The organism is Rhodococcus sp. P14 (assembly GCF_000256505.1).
Classification (GTDB): Bacteria; Actinomycetota; Actinomycetes; order Mycobacteriales; family Mycobacteriaceae; genus Rhodococcus; species Rhodococcus ruber.
In genome coordinates, this window is the sequence record NZ_AJFC01000220.1 from 1 (window position 1) to 14,094 (window position 14,094).

Genomic DNA, 14,094 nt, shown 5'->3' on the forward strand with positions numbered 1-14,094 from the left:
GACACGTTGCAGACGGATGGTGTTGCGGATGTAGCGGGCGTCGCGCAGCCCTCGGGCGTCCTCGATGTCGCGACGGATCGCGTCGAACTCGCGGCCGAGTTCCTCGATGTCCGCGTCGGTGAGGTGAGCGAACTCGGTGATGTCGGTGATTGCCACCGGGGTCCTTCCCCCTGGAACGGGTGGGTAGTGCGTCAGGCGCCGAGCGTGCAGTCTCCGGCAGCCGCGGAGATGCAGGTCTGTACCCGCTCCCCCTCGGCGTGTTCCTTGCCGGACCGGAGGTCGACGACATGCCCCTTCTCCAAGGGCACCACACAAGTCTGACAGATTCCCATCCGGCAGCCGAACGGCATCAGCGCGCCGGCGCTTTCACCGGCCTCGAGCAGGGTCGTCGCACCGTCGACGGCGACGGTCTTGCCGGACTTGGCGAAGGTCACCGTCCCGCCGGCGCCGGAGGTGTCCGCGCGGGAGACGGCGAAGCGTTCCAGGTGCAGCCGCTCGGACAGGCCCGCGGAGTCCCAGAACCGGTCGATGTCGTCGAGCATCGCCTGCGGTCCGCACGCCCACACCTGACGCTCCCGCCAGTCGGGGCACACGGTGTCGAGCTCGGCGAGGGCGAACTTGCCCTGCTCCCGCGTCAGGCGCACGTACGGGTGGTACTGCTCGTGATCCGCCCCGAATCGGGCGATCTCGTCGGCGAACATCACCTCGGCGGCGGTGGGCGCCGAGTGGACGTGCACCACATCGGGCAGTTCGGCATGGGCCTGCACGGACCGGCGGTCGAGGGTGCGCAGCATCGAGATGATCGGGGTGATGCCGCTGCCCGCGGTGAGGAACAGGATCTTCGCCGGCGGGGGGTCGGACAGGACGAACTCGCCCTTGGGCTCGGCGAGCCGCACGATCGTGCCGGCGGGCACGCCGCTGACGAGGTGGGTCGAGAGGAACCCGTCGGTCATGGCCTTGACGGTGATCGAGATGAGCTTGCGGTCCCACGTGGGCGAGGACGTCAGTGAGTACGAACGCCAGTGCCAGCGGCCGTCGACGTGCAACCCGATGCCGATGTACTGGCCCGGCGCGTATCCGAAGTCGAAGCCCCAGCCGGGCTTGATGACGAGTGTCGCGGAGTCCGCGGTCTCGCGGCGGACCTCGACGATGCGTCCACGCAGCTCGCGCGCCGACCACAGGGGGTTGGCGAGGTGCAGGTAGTCGTCGGGAAGGAGGGGTGTCGTCAGCCGCGCGGCCGCACCACGCAGGATGTTCGACACGGATCGGCCCTTCGTCGCGACGTGCGCCGCCGGCCGCTCGATCCAGTCCTTCAGACCCATCCGATCACTTCTCCTCGTCCAGGGGCTACGCCTCCGTAGGTTACCAGTTCCCTACGGAGGCGTAGGTTGGGCCGAGACGGTGATCACACTCGCGGGGTCAGAGCAGCTCGAGCAGGAACTGCAGCTCCTGCGTGGCGTACCAGGCGAGTTCGTGGTCCTCGGCGTCGCCCAGCACGAACTCCGCCTCCTCGTCGCCGAGGTCGGCCGCATCGACGACCGGCAGGGCCCGGGCGATGTCCGGTTCCGCAGTGGCGAGGTCCACATGCACCGACGCCACCGCGGACAGCGGCACCGGACCGGGCAGCCGGACCACCGCGTCGTCGAGGTCGGGACGCAGGGTGACGCCGTCGACGTCCGCGGCCACCACCACCCGGCGCAGGCCGAACTCGGGCGGCGGGTCGTCGTCGGCCCGGCCGGCGAGCAGCCGCAACGAGGCGCGGGCGGCCTCGGCCATCGCGACCTCGGCGAGTTCCTCGTCGTCACCGGAGGTGTACGCCTCGCGCAGCGCCGGGGTGACCGCGAACGCGGTGCCGCTCACCGCCTCGAACTCACTGTCGGCGACCAACCGCTTCAACGTCTCGATGGTCGCCGGTACGTACACCCGTGTCACAACTCACCTACTGGCATCCAACAACTCCTCGAGCGACTCGTGCAGCAGCGACGTCAGCACCTCCACATCGGGCATGGCGTCGCGGTCCGCATTGAGACCGTAGTAGACGTTGCCGTCGTACGACGTCAACGCGACGCTCAGCGCCTGATTCTTCAGCAGGGGCGAGATCGGATACATCTCGAGGACCCGGGCCCCGGCGAGGTAGAGGGGATGCTGCGGGCCCGGCGCGTTGGTGATCATCAGGTTGAACATGCGCTGAGAGAATCCGCTCGCGACACGAGCCCCGACGGCATGCATGGTCGCGGGCGCGAACCCGGACAGTCGCATCATCGACCGCGCCGGGACCCGGCGGCCCTGCCGAGAGTAGGCCTCCCCGGCGTGCGAGATGTGGGACAGACGGACGACCGCGTTCGGTTCCCCCACCGGGAGGTCGACCAGAAAGGTCGAGACCTCGCCGCGCGGACCCGTCTCGGATTCCTCCCGGCCCGCCTCCGGCACGTCCGGGTCCTCCGCGTAGACCGACATGGGCACCATCGCCCGGACCACCGTCGCCTCCGTCAGCGGCTCCCCGCGGGAGAGCAGCCAGTACCGCAGCGCCCCCGCGATCACCGCCAGCACGACGTCGTTGACGGTGCAGCCGTAGCGCGCCCGGATCTTCCGGTACAACTCGAGGTCCGCCTTGACCACCGCGAACCGGCGGTTACGGGAGATCGGGGCGTTCAACGGGCTGTCGGGCGCGGACTGGGCGGCGGTGCGCGCCAGCCGGCCCACCACGTCCAGCGCCTCCCCGGCCGTCGCGGCCAGATCGCCGACGGCCGCCCGCACTCCCGACACCGCCTCACCGGGCCTGGCCACCAGCTCGGCGAGCGCGCCGAGCAGCAGCGCCGAGTCACTCGGCTCGGGCTCCGGCATCCACAATTCCTCCGGATCCACCCGGGGAGTCTCGGTGGGCTCGAACAGCACCTGCCCGATCTCGAGCGCCTGATCGCCGTCCACCAGCGCCGAGTGGGTCTTGGTGAACAGGGCGCACCGGTCGCCGGCGAGGCCCTCGACGAGATACATCTCCCACAGCGGCCGGGAGCGGTCGAGCGGACGGGAGATCAACCGGGCCAACAGCTCGTGCAGCTGCGTTTCGGAGCCGGGCCGCGGCAGCGCCGACCGCCGCACGTGATAGGTGATGTCGAAGTCGCGGTCGTCGACCCACACCGGACGCGCCAGGCCGAGGGCGACCTCGCGCGCCTTCTGCCGATACCGCGGCACCGCGGCCAGCCGGCGCTCCACGAGCCGCAGCACGTCCTCGTAGTCGAGCCCGCCGCTCGGCTGCTCCAGGATGGCGAGCGACCCGATGTGCATGGGCGTATTGCTCGTCTCCAGAAAGTAGAACGACGCGTCCTGAGCCGACATCCGGTGGGTCATCGCCCCGCATCCCTCTCGTCCTCGTCCCGTCGAGCCGCTCCGGCCTGCGACGGCTCGTCGAGACCGAACAGCACCGTCAGTTCCGCCACCACCTCGGCGGCATCGGCGTGATGCACGCCGACCATTCCCGTGGCTACCGCACCGTCCACGTTCACCCGCAGGTCGTCGACGAACACACACGCCGACGGTTCGAGCCCGAGACGCCGGGCCACCGCCAGGTAGCTGCGCGGATCGGGTTTCGCGGTGCCCACGTCCGCGGACAGCACCACTTCGTCCACCAGCCGGCCCCGCCCCAGATCGCGCAGGGGTGCGGCCGCGGGGCCACCCGGATCGTTGCTGAGGATCGCGGTGCGCACGCCGCGCCGGCGCACCTCGGCGAGGATCCCGCCGAGCGCGGCCGCGTCCGTGCCGGGGCCCGCGAGCACCCCACCGAAATCGAGCACCAGTCCACGCATCGCCCCACCCTAGTTCGCGCGCACCGGTCAGGCGATGCAACGACCCGAACGACACGGCGACACCGGCGACACGGCGCCCCGGCGACACGGATGTGGCACCATGACCGGCGGCTCCGTCCTCTCCCGGGGTCTACGCACCCGCCGTCGGCCGTTCCGCGCCGGCGGCGTCCCTCGGAACCGGGAGAATCGATGACCCCTCAGCACGACGCCCACTACGTCCGACGCATCGCTCCGTTCGAGCCGCCGGTGCAGCGGTGCTGTCCGGCCGGACCACACCGCCGGCACACGAGGCGGCGCCTCACCCCGCACGACGGCCGTTCGATGCATGTGAAGGCCGTGCCGCCGATCGGGCGGCCACTGCCGGAGGTCGATCCGGCGGCACGCCGATTCGCCGACCTCGCGGCTCGGTTGATCCTCGAAGTGGCCGACCGGCGCCGTCCCGAGCCCCAGCTCGCTGCCGTGCTCCATCCGTCGCTGCATGCGACCGTTGCCGTCGGCGCGAAGACGAGCGATCCGGGGACGGCGGTGCTCCTGCGGACCCGGCTGCGTGCGGTGGACGCCGACACCGCCGAGTTGTTCGGTTCCTACGGCCGCGGCCATCGCGTGTTCGCGCTGGCCGGCCGCATCTCGCGCCACCCCGTCTCACGCCGGACGCCGCACGGATGGCTGCTCACCACGGTGTGGCTGGGCTGACCGTGCGTCCGGGCCGGCAACCTCCGGCCCGGACGCATCGTCAGCGGCGGCGCTGCGCCTTGGACTGCTTGCGTGCCGCCTCCCGGCGTTGCCGACGGGTGCCCGTCGTTCCGGGTGCGGACGCGGCCGGCGACGACGTCGCGGGACTGCGCCGAACCTGGGCACTGCCGTCCTCGGCCGGCCCGGTGTAGGTGAGACTGCGGTCGTCGTCCTCGTCGAGGCCCTTCGCACGCAGCGTCGCCGGGGCGGGCGCGGGTGCCGGAGCCGGCGCGGGGGCCGCCGGGGCGGGAGCCGGCTTCGTCAGGGTGGGGGCGGCCTGCGCGGTGGCCGCCGCGGACGCGGCGGTGACGCCGCCGCCCGGGCCCGGCTGCGCCTGCGCGGCTTCGACCTGCAGGTTGAACAGGAATCCGACGGACTCCTCCTTCAGGCCCTCGAGCATCCCGACGAACATGTCGTAGCCCTCGCGCTGGTACTCCACGAGCGGGTCGCGCTGGGCCATCGCCCGCAGGCCGATGCCCTCCTTGAGGTAGTCCATCTCGTAGAGGTGTTCGCGCCACTTGCGGTCGAGCACCGAGAGCAGGACCCGACGCTCGAGCTCGCGCATGCCGCCCTCACCGGCGATGGCGTCGATCTCCGCCTCACGGCGGGCGTACGCGGCGTGCGCGTCCTTCAGCAACGCCTCGCGCAGTTCCTCCCGGCTGAGATCCGCGGGTTCGCCGTCCGCGGAGGTGGCGAGCTCCTTGTGATCGAGGCCCACCGGGTAGAGGGTTCGCAGGGCCGTCCACAGCTGCTCGAGGTCCCAGTCCTCGACGTAGCCCTCTGCGGTGGCGCCGTCCACGTAGGCGGTGACCACATCCGTGATCATGTGCTCGACCTGGCCTTCGAGGTCCTCCCCGCGCAGGATGCGGCGACGCTCGTCGTAGATGACGGTGCGCTGCTGGTTCATCACCTCGTCGTACTTCAGGACGTTCTTGCGGATCTCGAAGTTCTGCTGCTCGACCTGGGTCTGGGCGCTCTTGATGGCCTTCGAGACCATCTTCGCCTCGATCGGCACGTCGTCCGGCAGGTTCAAGCGCGTCATGATCGATTCGAGTGCCGCGCCGTTGAAACGGCGCATCAACTCGTCACCGAGCGAGAGGTAGAAGCGCGACTCACCCGGGTCGCCCTGCCGGCCGGAGCGGCCGCGCAGCTGGTTGTCGATCCGGCGGGACTCGTGCCGCTCGGTGCCGAGGACGTACAGGCCGCCCGCGTCCCTGACCTTGTCGGCGTCGGCCTTGACCTCGGCGTTGATCCGCTCGATCGCCTCGTCCCAGGCCGCCTCGTACTCCTCGGGCGTGTGGACCGGGTCGAGACCCCGCTTGCGCAGCTCCACGTCGGCGAGGATGTCGGGGTTGCCGCCGAGCACGATGTCGGTACCGCGGCCGGCCATGTTGGTCGCGACGGTCACCGCGCCGGACCGCCCGGCCTCGGCGATGATCGTCGCCTCCTGCTCGTGGAACTTGGCGTTGAGCACGTTGTGCGGAATGCCGCGCTTGGTGAACTGCGCGGACAGGTATTCGGAGCGTTCGACGCTGGTGGTGCCGATCAGGACCGGCTGCCCCTTGGCATGCCGCTCGGCGACGTCGTCGACGACGGCCGCGAACTTCGCCGTCTCCGTCTTGTAGATCAGGTCGCCCTGGTCCGCGCGGACCATCGGCTTGTTGGTCGGGATCGGGATCACCCCGAGCTCGTAGATCTGGTGCAGCTCCGCGGCCTCGGTCTCGGCGGTGCCCGTCATGCCGGAGAGCTTGTCGTAGAGGCGGAAGTAGTTCTGCAGCGTGATCGTGGCGAGCGTCTGGTTCTCCGCCTTGATCTCGACCCGTTCCTTGGCCTCGATGGCCTGGTGCATGCCCTCGTTGTAGCGACGTCCGACGAGGATGCGGCCGGTGAACTCGTCGACGATGATCACCTCGCCGTCCCGGACGATGTAGTCCTTGTCGCGCTGGTACAGCTCCTTGGCCTTGATCGCGTTGTTGAGGTAGCTCACCAGCGGCGAATTGGCCGCCTCGTACAGGTTGTCGATGCCGAGCTGGTCCTCGACCAGCTCGACCCCCGCTTCGTGCACGCCGATGGTGCGCTTCTTGATGTCCACCTCGTAGTGGACGTCCTTCTTCAGCAGCGGCGCGATCCGCGCGAACTCGGCGTACCACTTGCTCGACGCGTCGGCCGGGCCGGAGATGATCAGCGGCGTCCGGGCCTCGTCGATGAGGATCGAGTCGACCTCGTCGACGATCGCGAAGTTGTGGCCGCGCTGCACGAGATCGTCGAGCGAGTGCGTCATGTTGTCGCGCAGGTAGTCGAAGCCGAACTCGTTGTTGGTGCCGTAGGTGATGTCGGCGGCGTACGCGGTGCGCCGCTCGGCGGGCGTCAGACCGGACAGGATCACCGCCGTCTCGAGACCGAGGGACCGGTGCACCCGGCCCATCCACTCGGAGTCGCGCTTGGCGAGGTAGTCGTTGACCGTCACCACGTGCACGCCCTCGTCGGCGATGGCGTTGAGGTAGGCCGGCAGCACACAGGTCAGGGTCTTGCCCTCACCGGTCTTCATCTCGGCGATGTTGCCGAAGTGTAGCGCCGCGCCGCCCATGATCTGAACGGGGTAGTGCTTCTGGCCCAGCACTCGCCACGACGCCTCGCGCGCTGTGGCGAACGCCTCGGGCAGCAACTCGTCGAGGGTCTCACCCGCCTGGTAGCGACGACGGAACTCGTCCGTCTTGGCCCGCAACTGCTCGTCGGTCAGGGACTCGAACTCGGGTGAGAGGGAATCGACGTGGTCGGCGATGTGCTTGAGCCGCTTGACCATGCGACCTTCACCGACTCTGAGCAGCTTCGACAGCGACAGCACGGGCGTGTTCGTCCTCAATCTCGGGTACAGCACGGACAACGAAAATCCGGCCGAGGCCTGTATCGACCCCGGCCGGATTCCATGGTAGGCGGTCTTTCGACGAGGTGACCACGGGCGACCGATCGGCGGGGTGGCACGCACGGTGCCGCCGCCGGGCGGCGCAGTCGTCACACGAGCCGGATCAACCCGTAGTCGAACGCGTGCCGGCGGTAGACGACGGACGGGCTGTCGGTCTCCTTGTCGTGGAACAGGTAGAAGTCGTGACCGACCAGCTCCATCTCGTACAGCGCGTCGTCGACGGTCATCGGCTCGGCGGTGTGTTCCTTCGTTCGCACGATCCGGCCCGGCCCGGACGGCTCGGGCTCGTACTGGTCCAGCGAGATCTCCGGCGATATCCCGAGCGAGTCGTCCCTGGCGAGTTCAGCCGTGGCCTCGGCCACCGAGACAGGGGTCTTCTCCCCGTGGTGTACCTTGCGGCGGTCCTTCGTGCGGCGCAGTCGCGCCTCGAGCTTGTCCGTCACGGACTCGAAGGCAGCGTAGAAGCTGTCCGCGGATGCCTCCGCACGCACCACCGGCCCCTTGGCCCGAGCGGTGATCTCGACTCGCTGGCAACTCTTCAGTTGCCGGCGGTTGCGCTCGTGCTGCAACTCGACGTCGAACAGGAAGATCGTCGGGTCGAAACGTTCGAGCCGAGCGAGCTTCTCGGACACGTAGACCCGGAAGTGATCCGGGACCTCGACGTTGCGCCCCTTGACGACGACGTCGGCGCGGGGACCGTTGGACTCCGCAGTACCGGCTTCGGTCTCTGGAGCGGGAACCTTGGACTTCGAAGGGATCGTCACTCGTACCTCCCGAGTACGGCCGGCGCAGCTCGCGCGCCGGCATGATCGACGAGCGCGAGATGCGCTCCGCCCGACACGACGGCTGAAGGGCGTTTTGCGCCCGCTACCTGTGTTTTCGGGTCTGAGGGCGACGGTAGTACGGAACGGCGGGGAGTGCCACCGTTCCGCTCAATTTCACGCCGTCGTCACCTGGTGGCGGGACCGATGTCCCCACCTTTCCCGGCTCCCCGGCCTGCGGCCCCGAGGCCCTCCGGCTCTCAGGCGCTCCGGCTCTCAGACCCTCCGGCTCTCATGCGGCGGCGATCACCAGCACCCCGCACGGGCGATGGCCCGCCGCCCGCAGAACCCGCACCGATTCCGTGGCGGTGGCGCCGGTCGTGACGACGTCGTCGACGAGCAGCACCTCCGCTCCGGGAGGCGGGCCCGCCGTCCGCACCCGCACCCGCCCGGCCAGATTGCGCTGCCGCTGCGCAGCCGACAACCCCACCGAATCGCGGACACCACGTCCGGTGACGAGAAGGCCGCAGACCTCGAGGCGCCGGTCGTGTCCGGCGGCCGCCCGCACCGCACGCGTCACCGGGTCGCCCCCGCGAGAGCGTGCCGCCCGGGTTCGCGTCGGGGCGGGCACCACGACGAGAGGCCCGGCGGGCAGCTCCCCCCAGCGCCGCAGCCGTGACACGGCGGTGGCCAGCGCGAGGCCGAGCGGACCGGCCAGGTCGCGCCGGCCGTGTTCCTTGGCCGCGATCACGGCGCGGCGACGCGCACCGCCGTACGTCCCCAGCGCCCACACCGGAACGCCGGGATCGACGCGGGGCCGGACCCGGGCCGGCGCGTCCGCCAGGTCCCGGGCGCAGCGCCGGCACCAGCCGACGCCGGGGCGGCCGCAACCGCCGCACTCGACGGGCAGCACCAGATCCAGCAGCGACGTCAGCACCGCGACAGTGTGACCGCCGACCCCGACATCTCCCCGAGCCGTCAGCCCGGCAGGACGGGAACCGCCTGCAGCCCGGTCAGGCCGGGCACCTCCCGCCAGTACCGGTCGCCGGCCGGATCGGCGTTGTTCAGCTGGAACACCGCCCGCGAGTCGGCCACGAACTCCGAGGTCGTCGACGCCTCGACGGCGACGACCGGCGGGGTGAGGTTGCGGCTCGGCAGGGCGTCCATTCGCGAGCCGTCGACCGCGACCTGCACGACCGGGACGTCGGACGCGGCCCGTGCCACGACCACGGTGTCCGGCGTGCTCCAGTCCAGGGACAGGGCGGGGCTGCCGAGACCGATGGCGATCTCCCGGGGTGTCGTGAGGGAGAATTCCCCGTTCGATCTCTGCACGACCACCGCGACGTACACGCGTCCGTCGACGATCATCGCCGCGCGCACGCCGTCGCGGGAGAGCCGCAGATCGCTGATCGTGTTGCCCACCGCCCGCACGGCTCCGGCGTCGACGGGCAGGACCGTGATCCGGCCGGTGCCCGGCTCACGCACCGCACGCACCACGTTCGTGCCGTTGACCACGGACCACACGGAATTGTCGTCGAGCGCCCACGTAGGCCGCGTGATCGAGTCGGCGTCGAGGGCGCGCGCCGCCGGGCCGTCGCGGTACGGACCGATCACCAACTCGGCGGCGGCTTCCGGACGTCCGGTGTCGGCGACGGCCGCCGCCAGTTCACCGTCGTGCGACAACGCCACGGAGCGCAGGTTCGTGGCGGTGCCGAAGGTCCCGGGTACCGGGGTGACCCCGGTCTCGGCGACGCTGACGAGCCCGCCACCGCGCAGGGCGTGGAGACCGATGGTGGCGCTCGAGGTGGCCAGCGGGTTCATCGACGCGACGTCCGCGGTGGTCCAGCCGTTCGGGAATCGCTCGTCGAGGGGCTGACCGTCCGCGAGCAGGACGTACGGGCCGGTGATCTCGGCGTTGGCGAGGGTCCAGATCACCTGGGCGGCGAGCAACTCGCGGCTCTCCTTGCTCAGGGGTCGCAGCCCCAGGAAGTCGATCCGGATACCACCGAGACCGACACCGACCTGGGTGGTGCGGCCGTCGGCCTTGGTGATCGGCCCCCGCACGGACACTCCCGAGCCGAGTTCCGTGCGCACGGCGGGTGCCAGGGCCGCTTTCGGCCCCTCGGTGAGCAGGTCGATCAGCTGGGCCGCAGTCTGGTCCTGGGTGGCGGCGATCCAGCGCGGGTCGGGGACGACCGTGCGCCCGGACGGGTCGACGAAGTACAGCGAACGCCGCTGGTAGCCGTTGAGGAACTGCGGGCGGTCCATGACCACACCCGGACCCATCTCGTCGATGCGCCATTCGCCGCCGCTGAGCACGAGGGTGATCTTGGTCTCGAACGGTCCTTCGTCGGGACGGTAGACCCCGCCTTCCTCCAGGTGGCCGACCCGGTTGGCGCGGATGACGTACGTCGCGCGATCGGCGCTGCGCGACTCCGGCAGCACGTCGACCTTGTCCACGATCGTGGCGCTGGCGGCGTCGTCCCACTCGGCCGACATGTCGGCGGTGAGGAACTGCCGGGCGGCGAGGTGACGGTTGGCCGGGTCCGTGCTGGCGCGCAGGAAGTCCCGCAGGAGCAGATCCGGTTCCCGTCCCGGCGCCGGAGCCGGGACCGACGTGGTGGTGGGCTCGCGCGCGATGGTGCCCACCGCCTGGGGCGACGACGAGTCCGGCAGGCTGGCACAGCCGGACACGGCGAGGACCAGGCCCGTCAGCACCGCGAGCAGCGTCCTCGCGCCCCTCATGGGGTGGCCCCTTCGGGCGGGACCGGTACCACTGCCGGGTGCGCAGCCGTCGCGGAGTCCTCGCCGGCGTCGGCGTCCACGGACGCGTCCTCGTCCGCCGCACCCGGCAGCGGACGGCCCTGTACCGCGCGGACCGTGCTGGGGACCAGCGGCAGCGGACTGCGGCCGACCTTGCGTCCCCGTTGTCGCGGCAGGGTGAGCCGGAAGCAGGATCCCAGGCCGGGTTCACCCCAGGCCTCGAGCTTGCCGTTGTGGAGGTTGGCGTCCTCGACACTGATCGCCAGGCCGAGCCCGGTTCCGCCGGACCGCCGCACCCGGGACGGGTCCGACCGCCAGAAGCGGTTGAAGACGAGCTTCTCCTCGCCGGGCCGCAGACCGACGCCCTGGTCCCGGACGATGAACGCGGCGGCGCTGTCGTCGGCGCGCAGGCGCAGCAGGATGGGCTTGCCCTCTCCGTGGTCGATGGCGTTGGCGAGCAGGTTGCGCAGGATGCGCTCGACGCGGCGCGGATCGACCTCGGCGTCGACGGGTTCACCCGGCAGGTCGACGATCAGCTCGGTGCCGCTCTCGCGGGCGAGGTGCCGGACGGTGGAGACCGCGGCGCGGGCACACATGCGCAGGTCGAGTTGCTCGGCGGCGAGTTCGGCGACGCCGGCGTCGTGGCGGCTGATCTCGAGCAGGTCGCCCAGCAGGCTCTCGAACCGGTCGAGCTCGGTGACGAGCAGCTCCGAGGCGCGTTTGAGGGACGGGTCGAGTTCGTCGCTGCCGTCGTGGATGAGATCGGCGGCCATCCGCACCGTCGTCAGCGGGGTACGCAGCTCGTGGCTGACGTCCGAGGTGAACCGCTTCTGCAGGTTGCCGAACTCCTCGAGCTGGGTGATCTGCCGCGACAGGCTCTCGGCCATCTCGTTGAAGGACATGGCCAGGCGCGCCATGTCGTCCTCGCCACGCACCGGCATGCGTTCCTTGAGCCGGCCGTCGGCGAACCGGACCGCGATGCGCGACGCCGAACGGATCGGCAGCACGACCTGGCGGGCGACGATCATCGAGATCGCGGCGAGCAGCACGAGCAGCACCCCGGCACCGACGAGCAGCGTGCCGCGCACCAGGGACAACGTGTTCTCCTCGCCCGCCAGCGGGAACACCAGGTACAGCTCGAGGGTGGAGATGTCCGACGCCGTCGGCGTGCCCACGATCAGCGCCGGGCCCGAATAACCGTCGGGATCCGACACCGTCGCGAACTGGTAGGCGATCTGGCCCTTCTGCACGAAGGCACGCAGGTTCTCGGGGATCTGGTCGGCGGGCCCGCTCGACGTCGGTGCGCGCGGACCGTCGCCCGGCACGATCAGCGCCGGGTCGAAGGTGCCCGCGACGCCGGTGTCCTCGCCCGCGTCGCTGCCGCGATTGGTCAGCGCCGCAACGGCTCCGTCGAGCCGGACCTGCAGCGAGCCGGAGTCGTCGGCGCCGGCGAGCTGGCCCTCGACGAGGGCGCGGGACCGCTCGACCTCCTCGGTGGCGGCGTTGATCTTCACCTCGAGCAGCCGTTCGGTGATCTGGCTGGTGAGGACGACACCGAGGACGAGCATCACGATCAGCGACAGCGACAGGGTCGAGACCACGACCCGCAGTTGCAGCGATCGCCGCCACGTGTGGGCGAGCCGGTTGCTCACCGCACGTGACCACCTCAGCAGCGGCAGAGTCCTCCTGGTGATCCGCCGCCGCAGTCGGTACCCACCGATCACGGCGGTCCGGCCTTGTAGCCGACGCCCCGCACCGTCAGCACCACCTCGGGGTTCTCGGGATCCTTCTCGACCTTCGCCCGCAGGCGCTGCACGTGGACGTTCACCAGGCGGGTGTCGGCCGCGTGCCGGTAACCCCACACCTGCTCGAGCAGCACCTCACGAGTGAACACCTGCCGCGGCTTGCGCGCGAGCGCCACCAGCAGATCGAACTCGAGCGGGGTGAGGGAGATCAGTTCGTCCCCGCGGGTGACCTTGTGGGCGGGAACGTCGATGGCGATGTCGCCGATGGAGAGCACCTCGGCCGGTTCCTGCTCGGTGCGACGGAGCCGCGCGCGCACCCGGGCCACGAGCTCCTTCGGCTTGAACGGCTTGACGATGTAGTCGTCGGCGCCGGATTCGAGTCCGAGCACCACGTCGACGGTGTCCGACTTGGCGGTGAGCATCACGATCGGCACGCCCGAGTCGGCGCGCAGCACCCGGCAGACGTCGATACCGTTCATGCCCGGGAGCATGAGGTCGAGCAGGACGAGGTCGGGCCGGATCTCCCGGACCGCGTTCAGCGCCTGCGAACCGTCTCCCACCACGAACGGCTCGAATCCCTCGCCCCGCAGGACGATCGTGAGCATCTCGGCGAGCGCGGTGTCGTCGTCGACAACCAGAATCCTCGGCTTCATGGCTTCTATCGTGTCACTCCTCGACCGTGGTGAAGCTGATTTGAGATGTCGGCGGCGAGTTGTCGCGGATCGGCATCGGGTCCGGCAACCCGCCACGGCGACATCCACTGTCGGCGTGCGAGGTCGTCGTACACCTGCCCGGTGCGGGCCTGCAGACCCGAGTCCCGTTCGTAGGCGTCCCGGTCGCGGGCCGTGTCGGCCGCGGCGCGGCTACGGGCCCGGCGAGCCGCCAGCTCGACCGGCACCCGCAGCAGCAGCTGCAGATCCGGCACGGGCAGCGCGAACCGCTCGAACTCGAGCTCGCGGACCCACTCCACCGCCGGTCCCGAGCCGTCCTCGTGGTGCCGGGCGGCGGTGTAGGCGGCATTGGACGCGACGTACCGATCGAGCAGGACGATGTCGTTGTCCGCCAGGAGTTTCCGCAACTCGTCGGCGGCGTCACGGCGGTCGAGGGCCCACAGCAGCGCCATCGCCTCGATGCTCGAGGCGGTGTCGCCGTGCCGGCCCCGCAACGCCTCGGCCCCGAGGTCGGCGTGCACCGAGGTCCCGTAACGCGGGAACGCACGCGTCGCGACGACGAATCCGGCTGCGCGCCAGGACTCGACGAGGCCGGCGGACAGTGTCCTCTTGCCGGCCCCGTCGAGCCCCTCCACGACGATCAACGCGCCCATCGGCGGGGTCCTGCGATTCCCGCGCTCAGTACCGGGAGTGCTC

The 14,094-nt window shown here is 70.6% G+C and carries 12 protein-coding genes and 1 pseudogene; 1 reads left to right on the forward strand and 12 read right to left on the reverse strand.

Features of this window, described 5'->3' with window-relative positions:
• The 5 genes and pseudogenes from OEY_RS30535 to OEY_RS0115370 form a co-directional block, all read right to left on the reverse strand.
• Nucleotides 1–156 (reverse strand): annotated as a pseudogene (locus OEY_RS30535) (acyl-CoA desaturase); the annotation flags it as partial.
• A gap of 35 nt (nucleotides 157–191) precedes the next feature.
• A complete protein-coding gene (locus tag OEY_RS0115355; RefSeq protein ID WP_010594737.1) occupies nucleotides 192–1,322 on the reverse strand; it encodes a ferredoxin reductase in 1,131 nt (376 codons plus the stop codon).
• 97 nt (nucleotides 1,323–1,419) lie between these two features.
• Nucleotides 1,420–1,932, reverse strand: a complete 513-nt coding sequence (locus OEY_RS0115360; RefSeq protein ID WP_010594738.1) for a DUF6912 family protein — start codon at nucleotides 1,930–1,932, stop codon at nucleotides 1,420–1,422.
• A gap of 3 nt (nucleotides 1,933–1,935) precedes the next feature.
• The gene (locus tag OEY_RS0115365) at nucleotides 1,936–3,348 is read right to left on the reverse strand and encodes a WS/DGAT/MGAT family O-acyltransferase (RefSeq protein WP_010594739.1); all 1,413 of its coding nucleotides are present in this window, start codon (nucleotides 3,346–3,348) and stop codon (nucleotides 1,936–1,938) included.
• Nucleotides 3,345–3,803, reverse strand: coding sequence for an HAD-IA family hydrolase (locus OEY_RS0115370; protein ID WP_010594740.1), 459 nt, complete (start codon nucleotides 3,801–3,803; stop codon nucleotides 3,345–3,347). Before OEY_RS0115370 ends, OEY_RS0115365 begins: the two co-directional genes overlap by 4 nt.
• Nucleotides 3,804–3,992: 189 nt before the next feature.
• Between OEY_RS0115370 and OEY_RS0115375 the strand changes: the two genes are divergently transcribed.
• Nucleotides 3,993–4,496 (forward strand): Rv3235 family protein, encoded by a 504-nt coding sequence (locus OEY_RS0115375; RefSeq protein WP_010594741.1) that lies wholly within the window; start codon nucleotides 3,993–3,995, stop codon nucleotides 4,494–4,496.
• Between the two features lie 40 nt (nucleotides 4,497–4,536).
• On the opposite strand, the gene secA is transcribed toward OEY_RS0115375, so the two are convergent.
• The 7 genes from secA to OEY_RS0115410 all read right to left on the reverse strand — a co-directional run bounded on the left by secA (nucleotide 4,537) and on the right by OEY_RS0115410 (nucleotide 14,051).
• Nucleotides 4,537–7,338: a preprotein translocase subunit SecA gene (secA, locus tag OEY_RS0115380; protein WP_051009385.1), complete on the reverse strand. Its 2,802-nt coding sequence runs from the start codon at nucleotides 7,336–7,338 to the stop codon at nucleotides 4,537–4,539.
• A 209-nt stretch (nucleotides 7,339–7,547) separates the two neighbouring features.
• Nucleotides 7,548–8,222, reverse strand: coding sequence for a ribosome hibernation-promoting factor, HPF/YfiA family (gene hpf / locus OEY_RS0115385; RefSeq protein ID WP_010594743.1), 675 nt, complete (start codon nucleotides 8,220–8,222; stop codon nucleotides 7,548–7,550).
• A gap of 289 nt (nucleotides 8,223–8,511) precedes the next feature.
• Entirely contained in the window at nucleotides 8,512–9,156 is a 645-nt protein-coding gene (locus OEY_RS0115390; RefSeq protein ID WP_010594744.1) for a ComF family protein, read from the reverse strand.
• Nucleotides 9,157–9,197: 41 nt separating this feature from the next.
• Nucleotides 9,198–10,964 (reverse strand): MtrAB system accessory lipoprotein LpqB, encoded by a 1,767-nt coding sequence (lpqB, locus tag OEY_RS0115395; RefSeq protein ID WP_026137494.1) that lies wholly within the window; start codon nucleotides 10,962–10,964, stop codon nucleotides 9,198–9,200.
• Entirely contained in the window at nucleotides 10,961–12,706 is a 1,746-nt protein-coding gene (gene mtrB, locus OEY_RS0115400) for an MtrAB system histidine kinase MtrB (RefSeq protein ID WP_190242312.1), read from the reverse strand. Before mtrB ends, lpqB begins: the two co-directional genes overlap by 4 nt.
• Nucleotides 12,703–13,380 carry an MtrAB system response regulator MtrA gene (mtrA, locus tag OEY_RS0115405; protein ID WP_010594747.1) on the reverse strand — a complete coding sequence of 226 codons (678 nt, stop codon included), beginning with the start codon at nucleotides 13,378–13,380 and terminating at the stop codon, nucleotides 12,703–12,705. The genes mtrB and mtrA overlap by 4 nt, the downstream gene beginning before the upstream one ends.
• Nucleotides 13,381–13,385: 5 nt before the next feature.
• Complete coding sequence (locus OEY_RS0115410) at nucleotides 13,386–14,051, reverse strand: dTMP kinase (RefSeq protein ID WP_010594748.1); 666 nt, start codon at nucleotides 14,049–14,051, stop codon at nucleotides 13,386–13,388.
• Nucleotides 14,052–14,094 lie beyond the last annotated feature (43 nt).

Excerpts from the sequence above, each read along its gene's own strand:
- OEY_RS0115355 (WP_010594737.1), bottom strand. The coding sequence starts at position 1,322 with ATGGGTCTGAAGGACTGGATCGAGCGGCCGGCGGCGCACGTCGCGACG.
- OEY_RS0115365 (WP_010594739.1), bottom strand. The coding sequence starts at position 3,348 with ATGACCCACCGGATGTCGGCTCAGGACGCGTCGTTCTACTTTCTGGAG.
- OEY_RS0115370 (WP_010594740.1), bottom strand. The coding sequence starts at position 3,803 with ATGCGTGGACTGGTGCTCGATTTCGGTGGGGTGCTCGCGGGCCCCGGC.
- OEY_RS0115375 (WP_010594741.1), top strand. The coding sequence starts at position 3,993 with ATGACCCCTCAGCACGACGCCCACTACGTCCGACGCATCGCTCCGTTC.
- secA (WP_051009385.1), bottom strand. The coding sequence starts at position 7,338 with ATGGTCAAGCGGCTCAAGCACATCGCCGACCACGTCGATTCCCTCTCA.
- lpqB (WP_026137494.1), bottom strand. The coding sequence starts at position 10,964 with ATGAGGGGCGCGAGGACGCTGCTCGCGGTGCTGACGGGCCTGGTCCTC.
- mtrA (WP_010594747.1), bottom strand. The coding sequence starts at position 13,380 with ATGAAGCCGAGGATTCTGGTTGTCGACGACGACACCGCGCTCGCCGAG.
- OEY_RS0115410 (WP_010594748.1), bottom strand. The coding sequence starts at position 14,051 with ATGGGCGCGTTGATCGTCGTGGAGGGGCTCGACGGGGCCGGCAAGAGG.